Source organism: Prolixibacter sp. NT017 (genome assembly GCF_009617875.1).
Classification (GTDB): domain Bacteria; phylum Bacteroidota; class Bacteroidia; order Bacteroidales; family Prolixibacteraceae; genus Prolixibacter.
Map to the genome: position 1 here is coordinate 3,640,821 of NZ_BLAV01000001.1, position 25,438 is coordinate 3,666,258.

Sequence of the window (25,438 nt, forward strand, 5' to 3'; positions counted from 1 at the left end):
ATCAATTAGTTTTGCTTGAAACTGTTTTTACATCAATGATACACCACCCACAGCGCTTTGTCGATGTTATTCTGCCACTTCCGTTGCCGGGAAAATTTACCTATTCGGTGCCGGAAGAGATGAATGGAGAATTGCAGCCGGGCGTGCGGGTCATTGTGCAGTTTGGAAAGAAAAAGTTCTATTCAGCATTGGTTCACCGAATCCACAACGATGAGCCCACCGGGTACGAAATCAAGTCCGTAGAAACGATACTGGATAAGCAACCCGTCGTTCATCCCGAGTTGTTTGAATTTTGGGAGTGGATTGCCTCGTACTACCACTGCTCACTGGGCGAAGTGATGAAAGCAGCTCTCCCATCCGGACTAAAACTGGAAAGCGAAACCCGGGTGATTTTCAACCCGGAATACGAGACTGACAAAGATGAACTGTCTTCCCGGGAAAACCTTCTGTTGACTTTTCTCCGTAACCGAAAAATATCGTCAGTTTCCGATTTGAACCGTGCCGACCAGAAAGGCAACGCCTATTCAGTCATCAAATCGCTGTTGAACCGGGGTGCCATTTCGGTAGAAGAATCGCTTCGCCCCGGTTACAAACCAAGGACAGAGACATACGTCCGCCTGGCCGAAGAATATTCCGGCGAAAGCCAGTTGACAGAGTTGGTAGATGACTTGTCGCGTGCACCAAAACAACAGGAACTATTGATGCGGTTTCTGGAATACACGCGTTTTGGTAGTGCGGAAGCATTGGAAGAATACAACAAGAAACTTCTGCTGAAAAAGGTCGGAACCACGACTGCCACACTCAATACACTCATCCAAAAAGGAATTTTTAAACCGGTTGAAAGACGCGTCGATCGCATCAGTCAGTATGCGGGGAATATCCGTGATGGATTTGAGCTGAGCTTGGCACAGGAAAAGGCTTACGCCGAAATCGAGCAACACCTCGAAGATAAACAGGTCACCCTGCTCCACGGCGTCACTTCCAGCGGCAAGACAGAGGTTTATATCCGTCTCATTGAAAAATATATTCAGGAAAAGAATCAGGTTTTGTACCTGTTGCCCGAAATCGCCCTGACGACTCAAATTGTGCAACGATTGAAGCAGGTGTTTGGCGACAAAGCCGGAATTTACCATAGTCGCTTCAACGATGCCGAGCGAGTAGAAATTTGGAACAAAGTGCTAAACTTCGATCCGGAATCGGACGAAAACCAGTACCAGGTTATCATCGGGGCACGTTCGTCGGTTTTTCTTCCTTTTCGGTTTCCTGGATTGATCATCGTAGACGAAGAGCACGAGAATTCATACAAACAGTTCGACCCGGCACCGCGCTACCATGCCAGAGACGCAGCCATCGTGTTGAGCCATCTGACAGGCGCAAAAGTTCTGTTGGGAACTGCTACACCAGCCATCGAGTCGTATTACAATGCCCTAACGGGAAAATACGGCCTGGTAGAGCTTTCCGAGCGTTTTCAGCAAATTGAATTGCCGAAAATCCTCACTGCCGATCTGCGGGATGCATATAAACGCAAACAGATGCGCGGACATTTCACGCCTCTGCTCTTCGAGGAAATTGAAAAAGCACTGGAAGCAAAAGAACAGGTAATTTTATTTCAGAACCGTCGTGGTTTTGCTCCATTTATCGAATGCAAAACCTGCGGCTGGGTGCCCAAATGCAAGCATTGCGATGTAAGCCTGACCTACCACAAACACAACAACTCACTGGTTTGTCATTATTGCGGCTACACACTGCATCATCCGTCTAATTGCCAGGCATGCGGAAGTGCTGAAATTACCACCAAGGGATTTGGTACCGAGAAGATTGAAGACGAAGTTTCGCTTATTTTCCCGAATGCCCGGATAGCCCGAATGGACCTGGACACCACCCGGGCACGAAAGTCGTTTGAGAAGATCATTCATGACTATGATTCCGGAAAAATCGATATACTGATTGGCACGCAAATGGTGACCAAAGGCCTCGATTTCCAAAACGTGAGTGTCGTTGGTATTCTCAATGCAGACAATCTGCTCAATTATCCCGATTTCAGAGCATACGAACGCAGCTACCAACTCATGGCACAGGTGAGCGGCCGGGCTGGCAGGAAACACCGGCAGGGAAAAGTTATTATCCAGACATCGGAGCCCGACCACCACATCATTCAGCAAGTGATCGAAAACGACTATACCGGCATGTACAAAGGACAGCTGGCCGAACGAAAGCACTTCAAGTATCCACCTTATTACCGCCTGATTGGTCTCGTTTTAAAGCATCGCGACAAGCGTGAACTGGAGCGCATTGCCAATCAACTGGGCGGCATGCTGCGACGTTCATTCCGTAACCGTGTGCTGGGCCCCGAAGATCCGGTCATTAACCGGATACAAACCTGGTACATCAAACAATTCTGGCTGAAGATAGAGCGCGATATTTCCATCGTCAGCGCCAAGAAAAAACTACAGGAAATCCTGGATGAAGCCAAAATTCAACCGGGCAACTCGGGTGTTCAGATCAACATCGATGTGGATCCGATGTAAGCGTTCTATTCATAATTATGATAATTATTTACAGTCTGAGCAACTAATGTTCCACGCAAAAAATGTTATCAACGTTCCACGCCTAAATTAAAATCGTGTACTTACTGAATGTCTGTTTATTACTGCTATTTTGCTTAGGATATAAGCAAAAAATTGTTGATAAACGGAGCGTTATTAACAATCTATGCCCCCCGATTCCGTTCTACATTTATCTGTTTACATGTAAATTTTTAATTTTGACAAACATTCTTAATCCAAAACAAACGTAATGGGAAAGATTATTGCATTAGCGAACCAAAAGGGTGGCGTGGGTAAAACAACCACGGCTATCAACCTTGCGGCAAGCCTTGCTGTACTGGAGCAGAAGGTACTTATTATCGATGCCGACCCCCAGGCCAACGCTACGTCGGGCGTAGGATTCGACGTTCGCAACGTTACCACAAGTATTTACGAATGTATCGTGGATGACGTCGATCCGCACAAGACGATTCTGAAAACCGAAACAGAAAATCTTGAACTTCTTCCATCACACATCGATTTAGTTGGAGCAGAAATCGAAATGCTCAACCGCCCAAATCGGGAGATGGTGATGAAAAATGTTTTGGAGAAAGTCCGCGATGATTATGATTTTATTTTGATTGACTGTTCTCCCTCTCTTGGACTTATTACTGTCAACGCTTTAACAGCTGCGGATTCTGTAATTATCCCTGTTCAGTGTGAATATTTCGCACTCGAAGGCTTGGGGAAACTGCTCAACACCATTAAGATCATTCAAAACCGGCTGAACCAGAAACTCGAAATTGAAGGTTTCCTTCTGACGATGTACGATGCCCGTCTCAACCTGTCGAACCAGGTTTACGAAGAGGTAAAAAGGCATTTCCAGGATATGGTTTTTGAAACCATTATTGCCCGGAACATCAAGTTGTCGGAAGCTCCGAGCTACGGTGTACCGGCTATTTCATATGACGCCAGCTCAAAAGGTGCTGTCAGCTACCTGAACCTGGCCCGTGAATTATTGCAAAACAACGAAATGACAAAACTCAACAGCAAACAAGCTGTAGAACAATAACTCGAACACTAATCATTTTTTAATTTCTGAATTATGGCCAAACGAAATGCTCTGGGAAGAGGACTGGGCGCGTTGATTGATGATGCCGATCAGGTAAGAGAAGCTACCTCGGTTTCCAATGAAGTTGAATTGTCGAAAATTCAGGCGAATCCATTTCAGCCCAGGACCACTTTTGACGAAGAAGCACTGGAAGAACTGGCAACTTCTATCCGCGAAATTGGTATCATCCAGCCGTTAACACTTCGGAAATTAAATGATGAGCAGTATCAAATCATTGCCGGAGAAAGACGTTTTAGGGCGGCAAAAATTGCCGGTCTGGACAAAGTTCCCGCATTTGTCAGGGAAGCTGGTGATGAAGAGATGCTGGAGTTGGCTCTTGTCGAGAACATTCAGCGTGAAGACCTGGATGCGATCGAGGTAGCCCTCAGTTATCAACGACTGATTGAAGAGTGCGATCTCACCCAGGAAAGCCTGAGTGAGCGTGTTGGGAAAAAGCGTTCAACGGTGTCGAACTATCTGCGCTTGCTTCGTCTGCCTGCCGTTATTCAAAAAGGCATTCGCGAGCAGGAAATCAGTATGGGACACGCCCGGGCATTGGTCAACATTGCCGAGCCGGAGACACAGGTGATGATCTTCAAGCAGATTGTCAAGTATGATTTTTCAGTCCGGAAAGTGGAAGAGATCGTACGGAAAATCAACTCCGATGATGGTGAAGGCAGTGCCAAACCCAAGAAGACGCAAAGTTTCCCCGAAGAGTACGGAGAATTGAAAACTCACTTGTCGAAATACTTCAATACCAGTGTCGATTTCAAAATAAATGACAAAGGAAAAGGGAAAATTGTGATTCCTTTTACCGATCCAAAGGAATTAGAACGGATCATTGGCATTTTTGACAGACTGAATTCCTAAATTTGTGTCGAAAATAAAGAATCGACATTTTGAAAAAATTTTTAACGGGGCTACTCATCATCATAGGCCTGCTAGGGAATAGCATAGCGAGCCAGGCACAGGTGCGGAAAGCGGTGAAGGACAGTGTGAAGATTTCTGAAAGTCTCTATCACAAAAAGCATTCGCCGAAAAAAGCGTCAATATATTCGGCCCTGTTTCCAGGTCTTGGGCAGATATACAATAAAAAATACTGGAAGCTTCCAATCATCTATGGAGGCTTTGCAGGTTTGATATACGGATTTAGTTGGAACAATAATTTGTATAACGACTATTTTGAAGCGTACCGGACCATATCGCAGTACAGTAGCCCAAGCCAATTAACGGCACAGGACAAGGCATACCTCGACAAGTTTATCAATAATCCCTCGATTGATCTTACCAACTCCACTCATTTCAATTATGTGACCAAGCAATTGCAAAGTGGTAAAGATTTCTATCGGAGAAACAGGGATTTAACAATTATTGGTATGTTTGCATTGCATGTGCTAAATATCATTGATGCAAGCGTTGACGCAAACTTTTTCGATTATGACATCAGTGATGATTTGAGTATGCGGATCGCACCTGCTCCAATGAATTATTACGGCAGGCAAACAGTTGGCGTTAAGGTCAACATCAAATTTTAGAGAACGATATGATGGGAAAGTGGAAGAAAATTACATTGCTCGTGGCTTTTGCGGGATTAATCCCGGCGACACTGGTTGCCAAGGATGATTCCAAGACCAGCCGGGATTACGATTTAAAGAAGGCAAGGTTTATTGCCGTTACCAAACTCGACACCGTCGACAATGGTTACGACAAGACCTATACCCTCCCGAATGAAGATTTAAGCGAACTTGAAGCACAGAAACTCGATTCGATGGTCAACACCTGGTATGTCCAGAATGCCTTCGAATTTGATAGTCTCAGTTATAATACTCTACCCGACTCATTGAAGAAAGCACTTCCGGATTCTGTTTACATCAACAGACTTCAGGATATTAATTCGTACATCGATCTGTCTTTCAACAATACCGTCAAGAATTTTATCACGCTCTATACCATCAAACGTCGCGACCAGGTAAAAGTGATGCTGGGGCTCGCCAATTATTACTTCCCGATATTCGAACAGATTCTCGATAAATATAATCTGCCGCTGGAACTGAAATACATGGCCATCATTGAATCGGCATTGAACCCGAGAGCTTTCTCCCGGGCTGGAGCTTGCGGTCTGTGGCAGTTTATGTATGGAACGGGTAAAATGTTAGGACTGGAAATCAATTCATTTGTTGACGAACGTCGCGACCCGGTGAAATCAACCGAAGCTGCGGCCAAATATCTCCAAGATCTGTACAACATTTATGGTGACTGGCACCTGGTGATTGCGGCATACAACTGTGGCCCGGGCAACGTAAATAAAGCGATTCGCCGTTCGGGAGGCACCAAAAATTACTGGAAAATCTACTATCATCTTCCGCGCGAAACCCGTGGTTATGTGCCGGCATTCATTGCTGCTGCGTATGTTATGAACTATGCAAAAGAGCACCATCTGGCCCCCACTCAACCTTCGTTTGATATTGTAACTGATACCATCCAAGTTCACAATTATCTCAACTTCCAACAGGTTTCAGCGGTGCTGAATATTCCGGTGGAAGAGCTTCGTGATTTAAACCCGCAATATCGCAGAGACATTATTCCAGCGACAGCGAAGAAGGCATACACGCTGAAGATTCCGGCCAATAAAACCTCGGATTTCATCGATAAGGAATCGTTTGTATTCGCTTACAACCGCGATAAGTTCTTCCCCAACAACAAAATTGTTGTTCCCAGTCGCCATTATTCCTACTTCACTCCGGGTGATGTGGCAGGCAAAGACAAAGTTTACTATACTGTGAAACGGGGAGACAACGTGGGCTTTATTGCAGAATGGTTTCATGTGAGAGCTTCCCAGGTAAGGTACTGGAATAATATTCACCGAAACCTGATTCGCGTTGGACAGAAACTGGTCATTTATGTTCCCAAAGGAAAAGGAGCACATTACAAGCAGTACAACTCAATGACCTTCGCACAAAAGCAATCGGGTAAAGTACCTGCCAACAGAGCAGTTCAGTCAACAGTAGATACTGATGGCCCGTATACTATTTACACAGTGCGCAGGGGAGACAATCTCTGGACGATTGCACGGAAATATCCGGGAGTTTCCAATTTTGATATCATGAAGATGAATGGAATCAAAGATGCGAAAAGCCTGAAACCAGGCCAACGGATTAAAATTCCAACGAATGCATAAAGTAAAATGAAATAAAGAACAAGGGCTGGCGAACACCAGCCCTTTTCTTTTTTCTAATTCATTTTGCACCGGAGTAATTTTGGAGCACTCGAACTCCGGCGAGGTAAAAAGGCAATTAGAATAAAAAGGAGTATGTGCAATAATAACTTTTTATGTCCATACATACAAATTTTCGACTTAATTTTCAGAGTCATAACTCCTTTTCTTCCCATCACCATTCCCATTAAGAACTGTCAGCATCCTGCATTCTTTATTTCCTTTTCAACTCCACTTTCATTCCTCTATTTACAATTTTTTACTTACTCTATTTTCCTGATTTCATGGTGACTCCTGCTTCGGAAAAATGACAGTAAGTCCGTTTCCCGCCCATATTCATACGGGTTCTAAATATTTCTATACCTTTGTACCGCTTTCAAACAATGGGGTGCCTTAAATAACAGGCTGAGAACATACCCTTTGAACCTGTCCGGGTAATTCCGGGTAGGGAACATGTGTTACTCTACTCCCATTGGTTTTTATTCATCTAAAAACCGATTTAAAATGAAAAAAATTCTTGCTTTATGGCTGCTGCAGCTGATCTTCCTTTCAGCGAATGCGCAGAACACGTTGAACGGACGTGTGGAAAATGAAAAAGGCCAACCGCTCATCGGTGCCAATGTTGTTATCGAGAACACATTTGTCGGGATGCCAACCGACCCAAACGGAGAGTTTCGTTTTGAAAATTTAAAAACAGGAAACTACGTGCTAAAAGTTTCTTACCTGGGATACCAGCCGGTTTCCCGAAAAATTACCGTACCGGTAAAAGGAAAACTTGCCATTACCATGAAATCTTCAGCGGTACTGGCTGATGAAGTAATTGTTTCGGCAACACGTGCCGGAGACAAAACGCCTGTTGCCTATTCCGATGTGTCGAAAAAGAGCATCGAAGAACAAAATATGGGACAAGATATTCCCTATTTGCTGAGCATGACACCTTCGTTGGTGACAACATCGGATGCGGGAACGGGAATCGGCTACACAGGTTTCCGTATTCGGGGAACCGATGCCAACCGTATTAACGTGACTGTTAATGGTATTCCGGTAAACGACGCAGAATCGCACGGTGTATACTGGGTAGACTTGCCCGACCTGGCTTCATCGCTCCAAAATGTGCAGGTTCAGCGCGGAGTGGGAACATCGACGAACGGAGCCGGCGCATTTGGTGCAACCATCAATATGCAAACGAACAATCTGAACAAAGACGCTTACGCGGAAGTGAACTCTTCTGCCGGCTCGTTCAACACGTTTAAAAATACAGTGTCGGCCGGGACCGGTTTATTGAATGGAAAATTCTCTTTCGACGCCCGACTTTCCAAAATTACTTCGGACGGTTACGTCGACCGCGGTTGGTCCGATTTAAAATCGTACTACCTCTCAGGGGGATATTACACAACCAAATCAATTCTGAAAGTCAACATCTTCTCCGGTATCGAAAAAACATATCAGGCCTGGTATGGAATTCCTTCCGATATGCTGGCGACCAACCGCCGGTATAATCCGGCCGGTGAGTACACCGATGCTCAGGGGAAAGCGCACTATTACAACAACGAAACCGACAATTACTGGCAGGACAACTACCAGTTGCTGTACTCCCATCGCTTCAATGAGCATCTTAATATGAATGCGGCACTGCATTACACGTACGGTCGCGGATATTACGAGGAATACAAGCCCGACCAAAGTTTCGTAGATTACCTGATGACGCCTCCGACCATTGGTGGCACACAGGTACAGTCGACCGATTTAGTGCGCCGGAAATGGCTGGATAATGATTTTTACGGAACAACTTTCTCGTTGAACTATGACAAGGGTAAAAATAGTATGACACTTGGAGGTGCCTGGAACCAATACGACGGCCGGCACTTCGGAAAAGTAATCTGGGCTCAGTATTATGGTGAAAATCCGATTAACCATCAGTGGTACTATTCTACCGGACTTAAGACCGATTACAACGTATATGGCAAGTTGAACCACCAGTTCTCCTCGAGGCTCAATGCCTATTTCGATTTGCAATACCGGCATATCGGTTACAAAATCGACGGGAAAGACGACGACTTGAGGGATATTACCCAGAGTCACTCTTTTGACTTCTTCAATCCCAAAGTGGGGATTTACTATTCGCCAAATGACCAGAATAAGATGTACGCGTCGTTTGCAAAAGCTCATCGCGAGCCAAACCGCAGTAACTACGTCGATGCCGCTCCGAATGGTCCCATGCCTACATCGGAAAACCTGAACGATTACGAAGTCGGCTATAATTACCGCTCCACGAATTTCGCTTTCGGTGTCAACTTCTACTTCATGGACTATGTCAATCAGCTTATCCTGACTGGCGAAATTAACGATGTTGGCTCAGCGATTATGACCAATGCTCCGAGCAGTTACCGTGCGGGAATTGAATTAACCGGAGGTTGGCGAATTTGCAAGTCGCTCAGGTGGGATGCCAATGCTACTTTTAGCCGGAATAAGATTAAAAATTTTACCGAATATGTTGATGATGCAGACAACTATCCCCAGCAGATTTCCAACTACCTCGGAACAACCGACATTGCTTTTTCTCCGGATGTCGTAGCGGGAAGTAAAATCAGCTGGCAACCAACAAAGCCGCTTTCGGTGAACTTCTCGTCCCACTATGTTGGGAAACAATACATCGACAACACTTCGTCTGAAAACCGGAAACTGGATGCTTACTTTTTCAGTAACCTGAAAGCTGACTATCACATCCCGACGAGCCTTTTCAAAGAGTTAACCTTATCGGTTATGGTGAACAACATCTTTAACGCGATGTACTCAAGCAACGCGTGGGTTTACTCCTATTACGAAAATGGTGTAAGAAAGAAGATGGATGGATATTATCCGCAGGCAGGTATTAATTACCTGGTCGGAATTCGAGCCAGATTCTAGAATCTGAGGTAAAAAAGGAAATAAAAAAACCCGCTCAAGGCGGGTTTTTATTTTTTAGTCTTGATTGCCGTCACCAATGACAGCCTGAATACCTTCGTTTGTCAATACAAACTCTTTGTCTTCCTTAATGCAGAAACCTTTCTTCACATTCTTGTTCAGACAGTCGCTGGCATTAGAAAGCTTTGGAATTCCGGCTGCTTTCAATTTCTTGGAGATCATCGGTGTAGAGAATTTCTGGGTTCCCTGTGAGTGCAGATAGACTGCAGTCGCCAAAAATTTCCGCACCTGATTGTTATCGGCTTTTTTCTCTTTCAGGTAATCCAATAACGGATCACTTGATACAGGTTTTTTCGCCTTCACTTCACGCGGTTTGCGACCACGACGTGCAACAGGACGAGCCTCTTCGGCTGCCACTTCTCCAACTTCTTCCCCTGCAGAAGCTGCTGCAACCTCGCCTCCTAAACTTAATAATCCAGGAGCGCGATCGAGAATACGTCCTAATTGTACTTCCACCCATTCCTTTTCACCCTCGCACGAGAAACGGAATGAACCTAATGTTAATTCAATTTTTGAGTCGGCCATTTTTTAGAATTTTAAATATGCTGCTATCAGAAATGTGATAGTATTCAGAATACTATCGAGCCAAAATTACAACACTTATAGCTATGTTGCAAGCAATTTATTTTCAATGTTCGATTATAATAGCATTTATAACATATTTTAAAGCATGCTTGTTCAAATCGAATATAAGATTGAAAACCAATAACAAATACCAAGGACCTTCCTCTTTACTCAACGCATACATAGCCACAAAAGCGTCAAAAGGCAGCTATTTTCTATAACTCAGGCACTAGTTATCCTCCATTTGGTTCAGGATGTTTTCTACTTCTTCCTCCGTCTGGTGTAACCGATCTTTGCACACCTTAATCAGATAGGATACTCTTTTTACCTTATCGGAAAGCTCATCCACATCAAGTTCTTCACTTTCCATCTGCTCGAGTATCTCTTCTATCTCATTGACAGCCTCTTTGTATGAGATCTTTTTCTTTGTCATGACTGATTTATTTTTTTGATGATTTATTTTCTTTATTTAAAACACGACTGGTAAATGTGCCGTCTTTCAACAACGTACGAACTTCGTCGCCTTCTTGTAATTGCGCTGTTTCTTTCAACGCTTTTCCGTTATGATAAGTAATCGAATAGCCTCGCTTCAGAATATTCAAAGGATTCAACAACTCCTTTCTCTTTTCTGCAAGTAACAAATGGTTCTTTTCAGCAGAAAAACGATTTTTCGATTGTCTCTTAAGCTTTTCCAACATGGCATTCATTCGCGATCTTCCTTCCTCCATCTGATGTGCTGAAGCCCGACTGATATAATGAAGGTACTCATCCAATTTGTTCCGGTTATCATGTATGAACCGTCCGGATAATTCCTTTATCTCATCTTTTTTCCGGGATAACCGGTATTCGTTATTCCGCAAAACCTCACTGACAGAACTTTCCAGCTGCCAGCCATAACGGCTTAGCTTCTTTTGCCGGTTAAACAACAACTGCTGAACCACAGGCTTCAGGGTTTTAACAGCACTATCGAGCCGCTGCCGAGATTCTGCCAAAATATTCTCCACGGAATTGACAAACTCCTGTTGCAATTCATCCAGGTGGACATCAAACTGCATGACTCCGGCAATCAGAAATTCGGCTACAGCTGTCGGTGTTTTCATGCGCGTATGCGCTACCATATCGCTGATGGTATCATCCTTTTCATGCCCTATACCGGTTATCACCGGAAGGGGAAACTGCGTGATATGAAAGGCCAGTTCGTAATCGTCGAAACAACTTAAGTCGAGCTGTGAACCTCCCCCGCGAATGATCACCACGACGTCGAAGAAGTCTTCGTACAGGTAAATATGCTCCAGTGCAGCAATAATTGACTCTTTGGCCTGGTTCCCCTGCATCAGGGCCGGAAAAAGATGCGTGTAAAAACGGTAACCGTAAGCATTGTTATTCAATTGATTCTGAAAATCCTGATAACCCGCCGCCGTCGATGAAGAAATGACCGCAATTTTCTGCGGAACCATGGGTAATTCCAGCTCTTTGTTCATCTCAAATACGCCCTCGTCCTTCAACCGGTTGACTACTTCAAGCCGTTTCCGGGCCATGTCGCCCAGTGTATAAGTTGGGTCAATATCCCGAATATTCAGGCTGAAACCATACAGCGGATGAAACTCAACGGTGGCATTCACCAGTACCTTCATTCCTTCCGAAAGTGGTTGTCCCGCCGTTGTCTCAAAGAAGGGCCGAAGCATCCGGAATGTATACGACCAAATGGTTCCACGGGCCTGTGCCAGAACTTCATCAGAATCTTCATCCTTTTCAACGAGCACCATGTAGCAGTGTCCGCTCCGATTGACTTTCATCTCGGATATCTCTGCAATTACCCAGACTGCTGTCGGGAAAGCGTCCTGAAGAACTCCTTTTACCCGATTATTTAGTTCAGATAGTCGTAATTTATTTTCAATTGATGAAGCCATGTACACCTTACTTCTTTATGAGTTTATGGTTCTCCGTTACTCCTTTTGTAATCACCTGCAGAAAGTACAAACCTGACGGCAGTGAACCCGGATTTAACCATTGGATTCTGCCTGACAAACGTTCTTCTTTCAAAATTGTTCCTGTGCCGTTAAGCAATATACAGGTAGCCGAAGTATCATCCAATAGCCCCGGCCCCTGGTACTCCAACCGTATGTTGTTCACAAAGGGATTGGGAGATACTTTCCATTGCTTTTCTGATTTATCTTTAGTTACCGTCTCCTGCAAAAGTAACGACGCCTTCTCGAAATCGGGAATACCATATCCCAGGTAATTATCCGGCAAATCGTACTGACTGGCACTTTGGATAACGGCATCGATTATTTCTGCCGATGTTTTTTCCGGATATTTCTGCCACAAACAGGTAGTCAGGCCGGCGACAAGCGGAGAAGCAAATGAGGTTCCGTTTGACGTGCCGATCTCATTTGGATATTTCTGAATCCATGCATCCCATCCGCAGGCAGCCACTTCCGGCTTAATGCGACCGTCAGCCGAAGGACCGATGGAGCTGAATCTTGCCCTCTCCCCTGCTATATTGACCGCCGCCATGCTCAAAATTTCGTTTGCATCGGCCGGCGCAATGATGTGCTGCCATGCATTATCTCCTTCATTTCCGGCACTGACGCAAACAATCATTCCTTTCTTTTCGGCCAGTTCCACAGCCCGCGTAATCATCAATGTTTTTCCGTCAAGCTCATCATAGCTTAGGTTATCCGCCGGATCATCGAAAATAAAGTAGCCCAGCGAAGCATTGATAACGTCGGCTCCGATGCTGTCCCCCAGTTCCAAACCAGCAATATAGTTGTCCATCTCAACCGGGTATTCCGAATTCTCATCTTCTGTCCGAATGAGATAATAACTCGCATCCGGTGCTGTTCCAATCAATGTGCCGGGCGAATTCGCCGCCATAAGCGAAAGAACATTCATGCCATGCTGATATTCCTGGAAAACATCGGATTGGGGATTGACAAAATCACGGGTTCCCAGCATTCTGTTTTGAAAGAAAAGTGAGTCGAATACAGTCAGCTGATTCGCAGCACGGAAACCGGCATCAAGAATTGCGATCAGCATGCCTTGTCCTTTAAAACCATTTTCGTGCAGAATTTTCCCGTTCAACTGCGCTACCTGCTCGCTGGAATAGCCATAAGTGTCGTCAGGTTCGCTTTGTGCACTTTTTGTCGCAGGCACTTTAATATCAACCCACTTACTTTCAGCACTTTTCAACACATTTTCCGGTCTGGTTAGTCTTATCGAACGAACAAAATTCCATTCCGAAACGCCGGCAGTATCTTCCGGAGACACAACCGCAACTGTTGCAAAATTGAACCAGCGGGAAGTGTACAAAACTTTAAATCCATGCTTCTTCAAACTATCGAGATAAACAGCAGAGACCGGCAAATCTTTTTCTTCTAACGGAATATGGTATCGGGTGCGACGCGAAAGCGCCCGTTCTGACAAAAAGTTCTCCGGATGCGACAAATCATAAGCCGAGCCAACTTTATCGGTAAATTCGATGCGATACCTTGCACCGGTACTTTGCGCATGAACCAACAAAGGGAAATACAATAATATGATTAGCCAGGCTAGTTTCATTCAGGAGCTTTTCAGTAAAATTAATTTTTCCGGACAATGAAACAGAATTTTCGTTCATTCTTCTTTGCTTGCAGTTAAAACATCCTTGCTAAATCGACTTTACCAACCTCCAATTTTATATTTTTGAGGAAAAGTGTTGTGATGAGTTACTGGCGAAAAGTGCGTGGATTTCTGTTTCCAACCCGTTATTTAGTATTTTGGGTGGCAGCTGTCGTTTTCCTGATAACGCGGTTGGCAATTCGCTTTCCGCAATTGACTGATGATTGGTATTCCCACAGACTCTATCCGGTTATTGCCACCGTCCTTTCGTTCTTCAGTCGTTTTGTACCTTTTTCGCTTTGGGACATCTTCTGGACAGCATTTGTGCTCGCTGCCATTGTTGTTATTCTTTTACTGATATTCCGGAAAATCAGGTTCACTACGACACTACGGAAGACCTTGCAGTTTCTGGTCATTCTTTACAGCTACTTCTACCTCGTTTGGGGCTTCAACTATTTCCGGCCTTCTATCGAGAACCGTCTTCATTTCCCTTCCGGGAAATTGCCGGATAGTCTCTTCATCAAAACACTGGATACTTTAATCGCCCAAACCAATGCATCGTGGATGGAAATGGACAGCCTGAAGAAAGCCGACATGAATACTGCTATTGAAGCTTCCTATAAGGCCAACGCTGACTTTTTACAAATTACTTATCCTAACGGTTACCGTCGGCCGAAAACGATGCTCTATTCAGGGTTATTTGCCAAATCAGGCGTGAGTGGTTATTTCGGGCCGTTTTTCAACGAAGTTCATATCAACGGGAAATTGTTGCCCACCGAATATCCGTTTGTGCTGGCGCACGAAAAAGCACATCAGTTTGGAATGGCACGGGAATCGGAAGCCAACTTCTGCGCTTATGTGGTTTGCAGCACGTCCTCAAATCCATATTTGCGGTACTCAGCCAATTTTAACCTTATACAATATTTTTTGGTCGATGCGCTTCCGCTGAAAAACTATCGCGATTACGTGAAGAAACTAAGGCCCGAAGTGGTTGCTGACATACGAGCCGAACAAAAATACTGGCGAGCGTTGCGAAATGAGAAGCTGGACCGAATACAAACGGCTGCCAACGACGCCTACCTGAAAAGCAACAACATTAAGCAGGGAACTCTAAACTACAACCAGGTAGTTGAGCTGGTTCTTCGCTGGTATGAGCAAAAGGAGAAACATTAACGTCGGGGTGCCATATATCCGGACGGATCATTGCGATACTTTTCCGGGTCTTTCAACACTTCCCGGTTTTTCTCCATCTCGTTGAATTCTTTCTGCTGAGCTTTGTTCAGTACATCGGAATTCAGCAAAACACCCTTATCGTATTTCAGGGTATATTTTAAAGTTCCGTCCTGGTTGTAAAATTTCCAGTCGCCATTGCGCAGATTATTAACGTAATTTCCTTCAATCTCGGGGTCGCCGTTCTCGAAGTATGCAACCGTCAATCCATCTCTTTTTCCGTTGACGTAAACCATCTCGAACTTAAGCTTGCCATCGGGATAATATTCGCGCACAACTCCGTTCATTTTGCCTGCTTCCCACTCACTGGTCCGGGCCGGCTTTCCGCTCTTAAACCAGATGGTATCGGTTCCCATGTGCAATCCATCGAGGTAGTGCTCACATGATACGATGCGATCGCCATCGAAGTAGGTCCAGGTACCCGATTTTTTCTTTCCCAGGAAAACCCCCTTAGCTGTTCTTTTACCTTCCTTATTATAAATCTCGGCAATGATACTGTCCGAACCGGGCACATAGTGCATCCGGGCCTGCAACTGACCGTTGGGATAATACCGTTTCATTTCACCAACCGGCTCACCGTCGACAAATGTTCCTTCGTACTGAATATTACCATTGGGATAGTGGCCAATCCAATGACCTTGCTTTAAACCGTTGGAATCAGTTTGATTCACCGGCTCCTGAGCAAATCCGAAGCTCATAAATCCAATGAGCATAGTAAACACAATGAATAGTCTCACATGCGTTGTTTTTAATTACCCAAAATCTCTTTTCAACAAGAAAAGCAAACAGTCTTTGGCATTCCAGGTCAGGACAATTTCCCGACTAATATAAAATAAAAAGACCGTCTTCTGAACAGAAAACGGTCTTTTTGAATTATCCTTGGGTTTATTAACCTCCAAAGTCGTCGAACAGTACGTTCTCATCCGGAACGCCCAATTCGTAAAGCATTTTGGTTACCGCGTCATTCATCATCGGCGGTCCGCAGAGATAGTAGTCAATCTCTTCGGGTTCCTCGTGCTTGCTCAGGTAATTGTCATAAATCACCTGGTGAATGAAACCTGTCGGGCCATCCCAGTTATCTTCCGGAAGCGGTTCCGACAAAGCCAGATGGAATTCGAAATTCGGGAAGTTCTTCTCGATGTCACGGAACTGATCGTAGTAGAAAACTTCTTTCCAGGAACGGGCACCGTACCAGAAAGTTACTTTCTTATTCGATTCTTTCACCGTGTGGAACAGGTGGAACAGGTGCGAACGCATCGGTGCCATTCCGGCTCCACCGCCAATGAACATCATTTCGTTATCGTTATCCTTCAGGAAGAATTCACCGTAAGGTCCTGAAATAGTCACCTTATCACCCGGCTTCAGCGAGTAGATGTAAGAGGAACAGATTCCCGGATTCACTTTCTGGAATCCACCGTTAACCCGGTCGAACGGAGGCGTTGCAATACGGATGTTCAGCATCACAATGTTGCCCTCTGCCGGGTGGTTGGCCATAGAGTAAGCACGGTAAGTCGGTTCCGGATTTTTCATCTTCAGATCGAACAAACCGAATTTCTCCCAATCACCACGGAATTTTTCGTCGATCTCGAAATCCTTGAAGTCCACTTCAGTTTTCGGTACATCAATCTGGATATAACCACCTGATTTGAAGTCGAGGTTTTCGCCTTCGGGCAGTTTTACCACAAATTCCTTAATGAAGGTAGCCACGTTCTTGTTCGAAACAACTGTACACTCCCACTTCTTGATACCCATCACCTCCTGCGGGACGCGCATTTCGATATCTTCTTTCACTTTCACCTGACATGAAAGACGCCAGTTGTTCTGCTGCTCTTTCCGGGTGAAGAATCCGGTTTCAGTCGGAAGAATACTTCCGGCTCCCGAATCGACCTGGCAACGGCACATACCACAGGTACCACCACCACCGCACGCTGACGGCAGGAAGATTTTATTATTTCCTAGTGTTGAAAGTAACGTAGAACCGGGCTCCGTTTCAATCGTTTTTTCACCATCGTTGATGTTTACAACGACTGACCCCGATGGGGTTAACTTCTTTTTCGCATACAGCAAAATACCAACCAGCAGCAGGATGACCAGAAGGAATACCACTACGCTGGTGACGATAACTGCTGTTTGTGTTGCCAGAATTATCATGATTTCAATTGATTTTATCATTTAACTCTTAACCCTTTCGGAGATTAAAACTTAATTCCCATAAAGCCCATAAATGCAATCCCCATCAGTCCAGTAATGATGAATGTAATACCCAGTCCACGAAGCGGAGCCGGTACATTCGAGTACTGAATCTTTTCACGGATGGCCGCAATAGCTACAATCGCCAGGAACCAGCCAACGCCGGAGCCTAAACCATAAGCTGTTGCTTCGCCGATGTCCACAAATTCACGCTGCTGCATGAACAATGAACCACCGAGGATTGCACAGTTTACTGCAATCAGGGGAAGAAAAATCCCCAGGTTGGTATACAGAGCCGGTGCATATTTTTCAACGACCATCTCCACCAACTGTACCATCGATGCGATAACAGCGATGAACATGATGAAGCTAAGGAAGTCCAAATCAACGTTGGCAAAGTCTTTACTCAACCAGGTTAACGCACCTTCTTTCAATACATAGTTCTCAAGCAGGTAATCCACCGGTACGGTGATTCCCAATACAAATATGACTGCAAGCCCGAGTCCGGTAGCCGTTTTAACCGATTTTGATACCGCCAGGTAGGAACACATTCCCAGGAAGTAGGCGAATACCATGTTGTCGACAAAGATGGACTTGACAAACAGGTTAATATAATTTTCCATATCGCTTGTTCGTTTTTTCTGTTTCCGATTAGTCCTCTATCAATTCACGGTTTTTGGCACGCTGTACCCAGATGATGACACCTACAGTAACCAATGCCATCGGAGGCAGAATCATCATACCGTTATTGGAATACCATCCTCCGTTATCGATGTACCAGCTGGCCGGAATCACATGGTATCCCCAGAGAGTTCCCGAACCCAGAAGCTCACGGAAGAATGCAACAATCACCAGGATGAGGCCGTAACCTGCACCGTTACCGATTCCATCGAGAAATGCCGGAATCGGTTTATTACCCAATGCAAATGCCTCCAGACGTCCCATAATGATACAGTTGGTAATAATCAGACCAACGAATACCGACAACTGCTTACTTACATCGTAAACATATGCCTTCAGAATCTGGTCGACCAGAATCACCAATGCAGCAATAACAACCAACTGAACGATGATACGGATCCGATTCGGAATGGTATTACGAAGCATTGATATAATTAAATTGGAAAATGCCGTAACCACGATTACAGCCAGCGACATTACCACAGCCGGTTTCAACTGAGCGGTTACTGCCAGTGCCGAGCAAATACCTAATACCTGAACGGTAATCGGGTTTTTGCTGTTCAGCGGGTCGGTCAGCAATCTCAGGTTCTTTTTTGAGAATAAAGGTTCCTTGTCGCTCATTTTATCTTATTTTTTTAAAGAATTCAGTGTATTTGCTCAAATCAACCTGAAGCATCTTCTGCAATCCTTTACTGGTAATGGTACCACCCGAAATGGCATCCACACTGTGTTTCGGATTAGCTTTACCTTTCTCACTTGATTTGGCCACAAAAATGGAAACAAATTTTCCTTCAGAATTGAAAATCGATTTGCCGGTGAATTGCTTTTGAAATCCTTCGGTGGCAATTTGTGCTCCCAGTCCGGGTGTCTCTCCTTCGTCGTCGAAGGTTGCGCCAAAAATGGTGCTTCCATCGCTGTCAAAAGCAAGATATCCCCAAATAGGTCCCCACAAACCGGTTCCCCTTACGGGAATGATGTATTTCTTACCTTGATCGCCCAAATCGGCAACATACACAGGTAATTTCTGTTCATCAGCCGGCTTGGCATGTTCCTCTTTCAGGTTAACGGTAAAGGCATCACCTTTGATTTGCTCGCCTTTGGTGTTAACAACGTATGAGTCGGTAATCGTCTTTTTGTAGACTTGCTCTGCCTTATCCGCGCTGACTTCGATATTTAACGACTTCAGTATGCTTTGTTGTTTCTCAATCTTCACATTCTCCTGCTGCGGTGCTTTCAGCTTCATGGCAGCAAACGACAGAACCGCCGCTACCAAAACAACCATTACCGAAGCATATATAAATGTGTAAGCGTTTCCGTTCTTATCCATTTCTTAAATATTTAGGCTTTAACAGTTGCGCGTTTCATTCTTCGTTTAATGTTGCTCTCTACCACATAGTGGTCAATCAGCGGAGCAAATACGTTCATCAGCAGGATGGCCAGCATCACACCTTCAGGATAAGCCGGGTTGATAACCCGAATCAGGATAGCCAGGAATCCGATGAGGAAACCATAAATCCATTTTCCTTTCGGTGTTTGTGCAGCCGAAACCGGGTCAGTAGCCATAAATACGACACCGAAGGCAAATCCACCCATGATGAAATGCTCCCAGAACGGAACGGCCATATAAGCATTCACAGCAAAAATATTCAGCAGAAGTCCCATAACGGTTCCACCCAATACAGCTGAAAGCATGATTTTCCAGCTTCCAACTCCGGTCCAAAGCAAGATGGCTGCACCAATCAGAATGGCCAGCGTTGATGTTTCACCTATGGAGCCTGGAATAAATCCGAAGAACATATCGGAAACGGAATACGTGATGGGATGTCCCTGTGCTGCTTGCGCCATTGCGGTCGCACCTGAAAAACCATCGACTGCATGGTTACCAGCTCCGATTCGCGTCCAGACTGAATCGCCTGACATGAAAGACGGATAGGCAAAGAAGAGAAACGCACGTGCCGTAAGTGCCGGGTTCAGTATGTTCATACCGGTTCCACCGAATACCTCTTTACCGAAAATGACGGCAAAAGCGGTGGCTACTGCAATCATCCACAGTGGAGTGTTGATTGGCATAACCAGCGGAATCAGCATACCTGATACGAGAAATCCTTCGTTAATCTCGTGCCCGCGCATCTGCGCCGTGGCAAACTCAATTCCCAATCCGGTAACATACGAAACGACTACGATTGGTAAAACACGAATGAAACCATAAAAGAAAGTCTGCCAGAAATCAGCAGTTTCTCCCACAGCCAAATTGTGTTGATAACCTATGTTGTACATGCCGAAAAGCAAAGCGGGAATCAGGGAAACGACAACAATCACCATTGTTCTCTTCAGGTCAACATAGTCACGGATGTGTGTTCCGTTCTTATTGGTATGATTCGGGACGAACAAGAATGTCTCGAATCCGCCAAAGACCGATTTGAACATGTGAAATTTACCACCCTTTTCAAAATGGGGCTTTGCTTTATCGAACAAATTTCTAATTGCTTTCATCGATATATTTGAATTATTTTCAACTAAAAAGACAGTCCGTTAGCCTAACTCTTTGATCATGGAGTCAATGCCTTTTCTCAAGATGCTCTGTACCTGAATTTTTGAGGTACAAACATACTCGCAAAGCGCCATATCTTCTTCCACAACATCATAGATACCCAATTTCTCCATCTTGTCGATATCATTGGCCAAAATGGCTTTCAACAAGTACACAGGAAGAATGTCCATCGGTAATACTTTTTCGTATTCACCCGAAACAACAAACGCACGTTCTTCACCGTGCATATTGGTATCCAGACGGTATTTCTTCTTCTTCGAACCGAGCCATGAGAAGAAGGTATGAGACGGACTAAACTTATTCAATCCGGGGAGGGCCCACCCGAAGGCTTCGTAATAATCGCCTTCCGGGATAACCGAAACCATCGAATCGTAAAATCCTAAGAATCCATCTGATTCGATACGGGTACCGGTTAGTACGTTTCCACTGATAAAACGAACATGATCGTTGGTCAACCGGCCGTTGAACAAACCTGCCAGGTTAGCACCAACCCACGTACGGTAATAGCGTGGTTCTTTCACCTCGGAGCCCGCAAAAGCAATAATTCGGGACGGGTCGTAAATGCCTTTCTCAAACAGTTTACCTATGGCAACAACATCCTGCGGCTGAATCGTCCATACGACTTCATTCTTCGCAAGAGGAGCAACGGTATGCAATTGAATGCCTACATTCCCTGCCGGATGTGGTCCCTGGAAACGTTTGATTTCAACGCCTTTTGAATTGGCAAATACTTTGTTGGCACCTTCAGCCGGAAGACCCAGATAGATTTTACCATCGGTCAGTTTACTGAGGGCATCCAAACCTGTCTGCCAGGCGCTCTCTTCACCGCTAAGAATGTAATCATAATCAGGAGCCAGAGGGGCACTGTCGAAACACGAAATGAAGATATCCCTGGGATTTTCGTCCGGGCGCGCCACGATTCCGTAAGGTCGCATTTTAAACGCCGGCCACAAACCCGAGCGGAGCAATTCCTCACGTACTTCATCGCGGCTTAAATCAGCCGGATTAGCTTTCCGGAATTCCTCAGACAGGTTCTCACCATCTGCCTTCACAACCACCTCTAAAATCTTGCGACGCTCACCCCTGTTGACGGCAACCACCTCGCCGCTCACCGGAGAAACATACTTTACTTCCGGCTGATACTTGTCAAAAAACAGCGGAGATCCGGCTTTTACCTTGTCTCCCTCTTTTGCTGCAAGTTTCGGGGTAAGCCCATGAAAGTCGGTAGGTTTAATGGCGAAAGTGTCGGGGCGATCCATTTGTTCCAGGATCTTCTCTGCCCTACCCTTAAGCTGAATATCTAAACCTCTCTTGAGCTTTATAACGTTTGACATTGTAGTGATTTGAATGATTAATTTGATGCACAAAAGTAAATATTTAGGTACTTTTTCACAATCTTTGCTCTAATTTATAAGCACATTCTAAAATATTCATTCCCAACGCTATTCAATTTCTAAAAGTGAATCTTGCAAATGTCTGAATATATGTATGTTTTAGGACCTTGATAGTTAATTTAGTTTTTCGTTAATTTTATGCCATGCATCATAAATCCACCATACGTATTATTTTCATCCTCACGGCTTCCCTCCTCTTTGGGACCAGATTATCAGCAAAAAATTTACCGCAAAAAGACAATCCCGATAACGAAAACCTCCTGACGAATCAGGTTTATAGCGATAATATTCATACTGTTCAATTTTACAGGGAAGGATGGGAATTTTCGCAGCCTGTTCTTGTTTTGGGCTCCGACCAACATTTGGTTCTTAAATTCGATGACCTTTCCGGTGAAGCGCAGACCTACAGTTACACCATCAAACACTGCTCTGCCGACTGGACTCCTTCCAGTTTGATTGAGTCGGAATACCTTGATGGCTTCTTTGAAAATACCATTGATGATTATGAATATTCGGTGAATACAACGATTCCGTACGTCAATTACCTGCTCCGAATTCCGAACGACGATGTCAAACCGAAAATTTCGGGCAATTACGTTTTAACTGTCTGGAACAATTACGATCACACAAAACCAGTGCTCACCCGGCGTTTTTTTGTGGTTGACCAAAAAGTGAGCGTAACCGGAAAAGTAAAACCAGCCACTTACGACAGCTACAGGGGACCGAATCAGGAAGTTGATTTTGCTATACAACACCCCGATTTTTCCATACAGAATCCGCGCGACGAAGTGAAAGTTTTGCTGATGCAAAACGGGCGCTGGGATAATGCAAAAACGGATTTGCTTCCGCAGTTTATCCGCGAAAACTCGTTGGTTTACGACTACAGCGAAGAAAACGTATTCAAGGGAGGAAATGAATTCCGGAATTTCGACATGAAAAGCCTGAGGGTAAATGGGAAAGGCATTGCCGGAATCCAATATCTGTCACCGCTTTTCCATGTTACTTTGTACCCTGACAAGGACCGCCACGGACAGGATTACCACTTTGAAAACGATTTGGACGGGCATTATCTCGTGAAACAGGACAATGTGACTGACAGTGATGTAGAAGCCGACTACGCGATGGTCCATTTTTCACTCGACATTCAGGCACCGCTTACCGAAGGAAACATTTATGTGTTCGGTGAACTTTCGGGCTGGCAGCGTAATCCGTCCAACCAGATGGCCTACAGCATCGAACGCAAACAATACGAATTGGCCCTGCTGCTGAAGCAAGGATTTTACGACTACGAATATGCTTATGTCCGGAATGATGATGGCAAGATCGATACTTCGCTGTTGGAAGGCAGCCACGTGGAAACCGAAAATAATTACCAGATTTTTGTTTACTACCGCGGCATCAGTTCGCGCTACGACCAGTTAATCGGCTACCAGGTTATCAATTCGGCCAATCAGTAGGTTCTGTGCACAGGCCGAAAGACATTTCTAACACCTCGGAAACCGTCAGACACAGAAGAGGTAATTCTTTCGTGTAACATTTTTGTATTACTTTCGCGGCGCAAATTTTTATCGACAAAAAGATCATGCGCGAAAGATTAACTGCTTTTCTGAGACTCTTCATTTTCTGGTTTTCCTATTTTATTAGTGCCCGAATATTTTTTACCGTTTACGAAGTTTCGCTTACGCGGAAATATGCTTTTAGTGAAATCCTGCTCGCTTTTCTACACGGTTCCCGCCTCGATCTGTCGGCCACGGGCTATTTTCTGATGCTAAACGGATTGATCCTAACGCTGTCTATCATTGGTGGAGCGAATGTCTTCCGGAAAATCATTCTCGGAATCAATCGTTTTTTTATTGCACTCTTCGCGCTGGTCATTGTAGGCGATGCCGAAATTTACCGTAACTGGGGCAGTCACCTCGACAGCACTCCGCTGATGTACCTCAACACTCCCAAAGAGATGTTGGCATCGACCTCTGCCGGAAGGTGGGTCCTGCTCTTTGCCTTAATCTTTTCCTTTGCGGGATTATGGCTGTACCTTTTCAAGAAATTCGTATCTCCCAAAGTCAATTTCTCAAATGCCGTCAGGTATACCTATGCGCTCCCGATGCTGTTGCTCACCGGCGCAATGATTCTTCCCGTCAGGGGAAGTCTGGGAATTGCTCCCATCAACACCGGCTCGGTTTATTTTAGTAAGGATTTGTACCCGAACCACGTAGCAGTCAACTCGGTCTGGAACTTTTTGTACAGTCTGAAAAAACTGCGCAAGATGGATCCACCGTACCGTTTCATGCCCAATGAAAAAGCAGATTCATTATTTCATAACCTCTACGCCCATCAAGGCAGTACAAAACACCTTCTGAAAACAGAGCACCCCAATGTTGTCTTGATCCTGTTGGAAAGTTTCACTGCAAAAATGATTGAACCGCTCGGCGGTGTTCCCGGAATAACTCCGAACCTGAATCGCTGGTGTCACAACGGAATTTTATTTGACCATATATATGCCTCGGGCGACCGCTCAGCAAAGGGAATTGTGGCCGTAGTGAGTGGTTTTCCGGCACAACCAACAGCGTCCATTATCAAGCTTCCGCAGAAAACACAACTGCTTCCGTTCATCAGTCGTGAAATGAAAACCGTAGGCTACAATTGCAGTTACTACTACGGAGGGAATGTCGATTTTGCGAACATGCGTAGCTATATTACCCTTGCCGGATTCGATACCATAGTTTCGAAGAAAGATTTTCCGGAAAAAGACTGCAATTCCAAATGGGGAGTGCACGACCACATCATGTTCAAGCGACTGTACGACGATATCTCAAAAAGCAAGGGACCATTTTTCAAAATGCTGTTCACGCTGAGTTCCCACGAACCGTTTGATGTTCCCATGAAGACAGTTATCAAAGGAAACGATGAAGCATCGAAGTTCATGAACTCGGCTTATTACACCGACAAGTGCCTGGGAGCGTTCCTCGATTCGGCCCGGAAAAGTAGCTGGTGGAACAACACATTAATCGTTATGGTAGCCGACCATGGACATCCGCAGCCAGGGAATTCGTTGCCGACCGATCCGCTCAAATACCACATCCCGCTACTATTCACTGGCGGAGCTTTGGCGGTTACCGACACCGTTGTTCATACCTATGGAAGTCAAACCGACATCGCCGCTACGTTGCTACACCAGTTGAGCCTGAACGCGAACCAATTTCGTTACAGCAAAGACTTACTGGCCGACAGCACAAAAAGTTTTTCCTTTTTTGCGTTCAACAATGGTTTCGGATTTCTGAGCGATTCGGCTACTCGTGTTTTTGACAACACTGCAAAAGAATACGTCACATTAAAGGATTCGACGAAAGAGAACGACGCTTTTGGAAAGGCTTATTTGCAGGTAATGTGGAACGACTTTTTGAATAAATAAGA

20 protein-coding genes and 1 riboswitch are annotated in these 25,438 nt (G+C 44.9%); of the genes, 9 read left to right on the forward strand and 11 right to left on the reverse strand.

What is annotated here, in order from left to right; translation table 11 throughout:
- Window positions 1–35: 35 nt before the first annotated feature.
- From priA to GJU87_RS15220, 6 genes are all read left to right on the forward strand, one after another.
- Entirely contained in the window at window positions 36–2,528 is a 2,493-nt protein-coding gene (gene priA / locus GJU87_RS15195) for a primosomal protein N' (protein WP_153640275.1), read from the forward strand.
- A gap of 268 nt (window positions 2,529–2,796) precedes the next feature.
- The gene (locus GJU87_RS15200; RefSeq protein ID WP_153640276.1) at window positions 2,797–3,597 is read left to right on the forward strand and encodes a ParA family protein; all 801 of its coding nucleotides are present in this window, start codon (window positions 2,797–2,799) and stop codon (window positions 3,595–3,597) included.
- Window positions 3,598–3,630: 33 nt separating this feature from the next.
- Entirely contained in the window at window positions 3,631–4,506 is an 876-nt protein-coding gene (locus tag GJU87_RS15205; RefSeq protein ID WP_106540380.1) for a ParB/RepB/Spo0J family partition protein, read from the forward strand.
- 29 nt (window positions 4,507–4,535) lie between these two features.
- The gene (locus tag GJU87_RS15210) at window positions 4,536–5,171 is read left to right on the forward strand and encodes a DUF5683 domain-containing protein (RefSeq protein ID WP_153640277.1); all 636 of its coding nucleotides are present in this window, start codon (window positions 4,536–4,538) and stop codon (window positions 5,169–5,171) included.
- Window positions 5,172–5,179: 8 nt separating this feature from the next.
- Window positions 5,180–6,814 (forward strand): lytic transglycosylase domain-containing protein, encoded by a 1,635-nt coding sequence (locus tag GJU87_RS15215; protein WP_153640278.1) that lies wholly within the window; start codon window positions 5,180–5,182, stop codon window positions 6,812–6,814.
- 410 nt (window positions 6,815–7,224) lie between these two features.
- A riboswitch (TPP riboswitch) is annotated at window positions 7,225–7,320 on the forward strand.
- Between the two features lie 34 nt (window positions 7,321–7,354).
- Window positions 7,355–9,757, forward strand: coding sequence for a TonB-dependent receptor (locus tag GJU87_RS15220; protein ID WP_153640279.1), 2,403 nt, complete (start codon window positions 7,355–7,357; stop codon window positions 9,755–9,757).
- A 54-nt stretch (window positions 9,758–9,811) separates the two neighbouring features.
- Here the strand turns inward: GJU87_RS15220 and GJU87_RS15225 are convergent, their stop codons facing one another.
- From GJU87_RS15225 to GJU87_RS15240, 4 genes are all read right to left on the reverse strand, one after another.
- Window positions 9,812–10,339 carry a hypothetical protein gene (locus GJU87_RS15225; protein WP_153640280.1) on the reverse strand — a complete coding sequence of 176 codons (528 nt, stop codon included), beginning with the start codon at window positions 10,337–10,339 and terminating at the stop codon, window positions 9,812–9,814.
- A gap of 268 nt (window positions 10,340–10,607) precedes the next feature.
- Window positions 10,608–10,811: an exodeoxyribonuclease VII small subunit gene (xseB, locus tag GJU87_RS15230; RefSeq protein WP_153640281.1), complete on the reverse strand. Its 204-nt coding sequence runs from the start codon at window positions 10,809–10,811 to the stop codon at window positions 10,608–10,610.
- 7 nt (window positions 10,812–10,818) lie between these two features.
- Entirely contained in the window at window positions 10,819–12,288 is a 1,470-nt protein-coding gene (gene xseA, locus GJU87_RS15235) for an exodeoxyribonuclease VII large subunit (protein WP_153640282.1), read from the reverse strand.
- 7 nt (window positions 12,289–12,295) lie between these two features.
- The gene (locus GJU87_RS15240) at window positions 12,296–13,939 is read right to left on the reverse strand and encodes a S8 family serine peptidase (RefSeq protein ID WP_153640283.1); all 1,644 of its coding nucleotides are present in this window, start codon (window positions 13,937–13,939) and stop codon (window positions 12,296–12,298) included.
- A gap of 123 nt (window positions 13,940–14,062) precedes the next feature.
- Between GJU87_RS15240 and GJU87_RS15245 the strand changes: the two genes are divergently transcribed.
- Window positions 14,063–15,151: a DUF3810 domain-containing protein gene (locus GJU87_RS15245; RefSeq protein ID WP_228492012.1), complete on the forward strand. Its 1,089-nt coding sequence runs from the start codon at window positions 14,063–14,065 to the stop codon at window positions 15,149–15,151.
- On the opposite strand, the gene GJU87_RS15250 is transcribed toward GJU87_RS15245, so the two are convergent.
- The 7 genes from GJU87_RS15250 to GJU87_RS15280 all read right to left on the reverse strand — a co-directional run bounded on the left by GJU87_RS15250 (window position 15,148) and on the right by GJU87_RS15280 (window position 21,964).
- A complete protein-coding gene (locus tag GJU87_RS15250) occupies window positions 15,148–15,945 on the reverse strand; it encodes a toxin-antitoxin system YwqK family antitoxin (protein WP_153640285.1) in 798 nt (265 codons plus the stop codon). The genes GJU87_RS15245 and GJU87_RS15250 overlap by 4 nt on opposite strands.
- A 151-nt stretch (window positions 15,946–16,096) precedes the next feature.
- The gene (nqrF, locus tag GJU87_RS15255) at window positions 16,097–17,359 is read right to left on the reverse strand and encodes an NADH:ubiquinone reductase (Na(+)-transporting) subunit F (RefSeq protein WP_153640286.1); all 1,263 of its coding nucleotides are present in this window, start codon (window positions 17,357–17,359) and stop codon (window positions 16,097–16,099) included.
- 44 nt (window positions 17,360–17,403) lie between these two features.
- On the reverse strand, window positions 17,404–18,021 hold the full coding sequence (gene nqrE / locus GJU87_RS15260; RefSeq protein ID WP_106540391.1) for an NADH:ubiquinone reductase (Na(+)-transporting) subunit E: 618 nt from the start codon (window positions 18,019–18,021) through the stop codon (window positions 17,404–17,406).
- A gap of 28 nt (window positions 18,022–18,049) precedes the next feature.
- A complete protein-coding gene (locus tag GJU87_RS15265) occupies window positions 18,050–18,700 on the reverse strand; it encodes an NADH:ubiquinone reductase (Na(+)-transporting) subunit D (RefSeq protein WP_106540392.1) in 651 nt (216 codons plus the stop codon).
- 1 nt (window position 18,701) lies between these two features.
- Window positions 18,702–19,406, reverse strand: coding sequence for an NADH:ubiquinone reductase (Na(+)-transporting) subunit C (gene nqrC / locus GJU87_RS15270; RefSeq protein ID WP_153640287.1), 705 nt, complete (start codon window positions 19,404–19,406; stop codon window positions 18,702–18,704).
- A gap of 11 nt (window positions 19,407–19,417) precedes the next feature.
- Entirely contained in the window at window positions 19,418–20,572 is a 1,155-nt protein-coding gene (locus tag GJU87_RS15275) for an NADH:ubiquinone reductase (Na(+)-transporting) subunit B (RefSeq protein WP_106540394.1), read from the reverse strand.
- 39 nt (window positions 20,573–20,611) lie between these two features.
- Window positions 20,612–21,964, reverse strand: a complete 1,353-nt coding sequence (locus GJU87_RS15280; protein WP_153640288.1) for a Na(+)-translocating NADH-quinone reductase subunit A — start codon at window positions 21,962–21,964, stop codon at window positions 20,612–20,614.
- 203 nt (window positions 21,965–22,167) lie between these two features.
- Here GJU87_RS15280 and GJU87_RS15285 point away from each other — a divergent pair, with 203 nt between their 5' ends.
- Together GJU87_RS15285 and GJU87_RS15290 are read left to right on the forward strand one after the other, a co-directional pair.
- Window positions 22,168–23,481, forward strand: coding sequence for a DUF5103 domain-containing protein (locus GJU87_RS15285; protein WP_153640289.1), 1,314 nt, complete (start codon window positions 22,168–22,170; stop codon window positions 23,479–23,481).
- Window positions 23,482–23,606: 125 nt separating this feature from the next.
- Window positions 23,607–25,436: an LTA synthase family protein gene (locus tag GJU87_RS15290; protein WP_153640290.1), complete on the forward strand. Its 1,830-nt coding sequence runs from the start codon at window positions 23,607–23,609 to the stop codon at window positions 25,434–25,436.
- The last annotated feature ends 2 nt before the right edge of the window (window positions 25,437–25,438 follow it).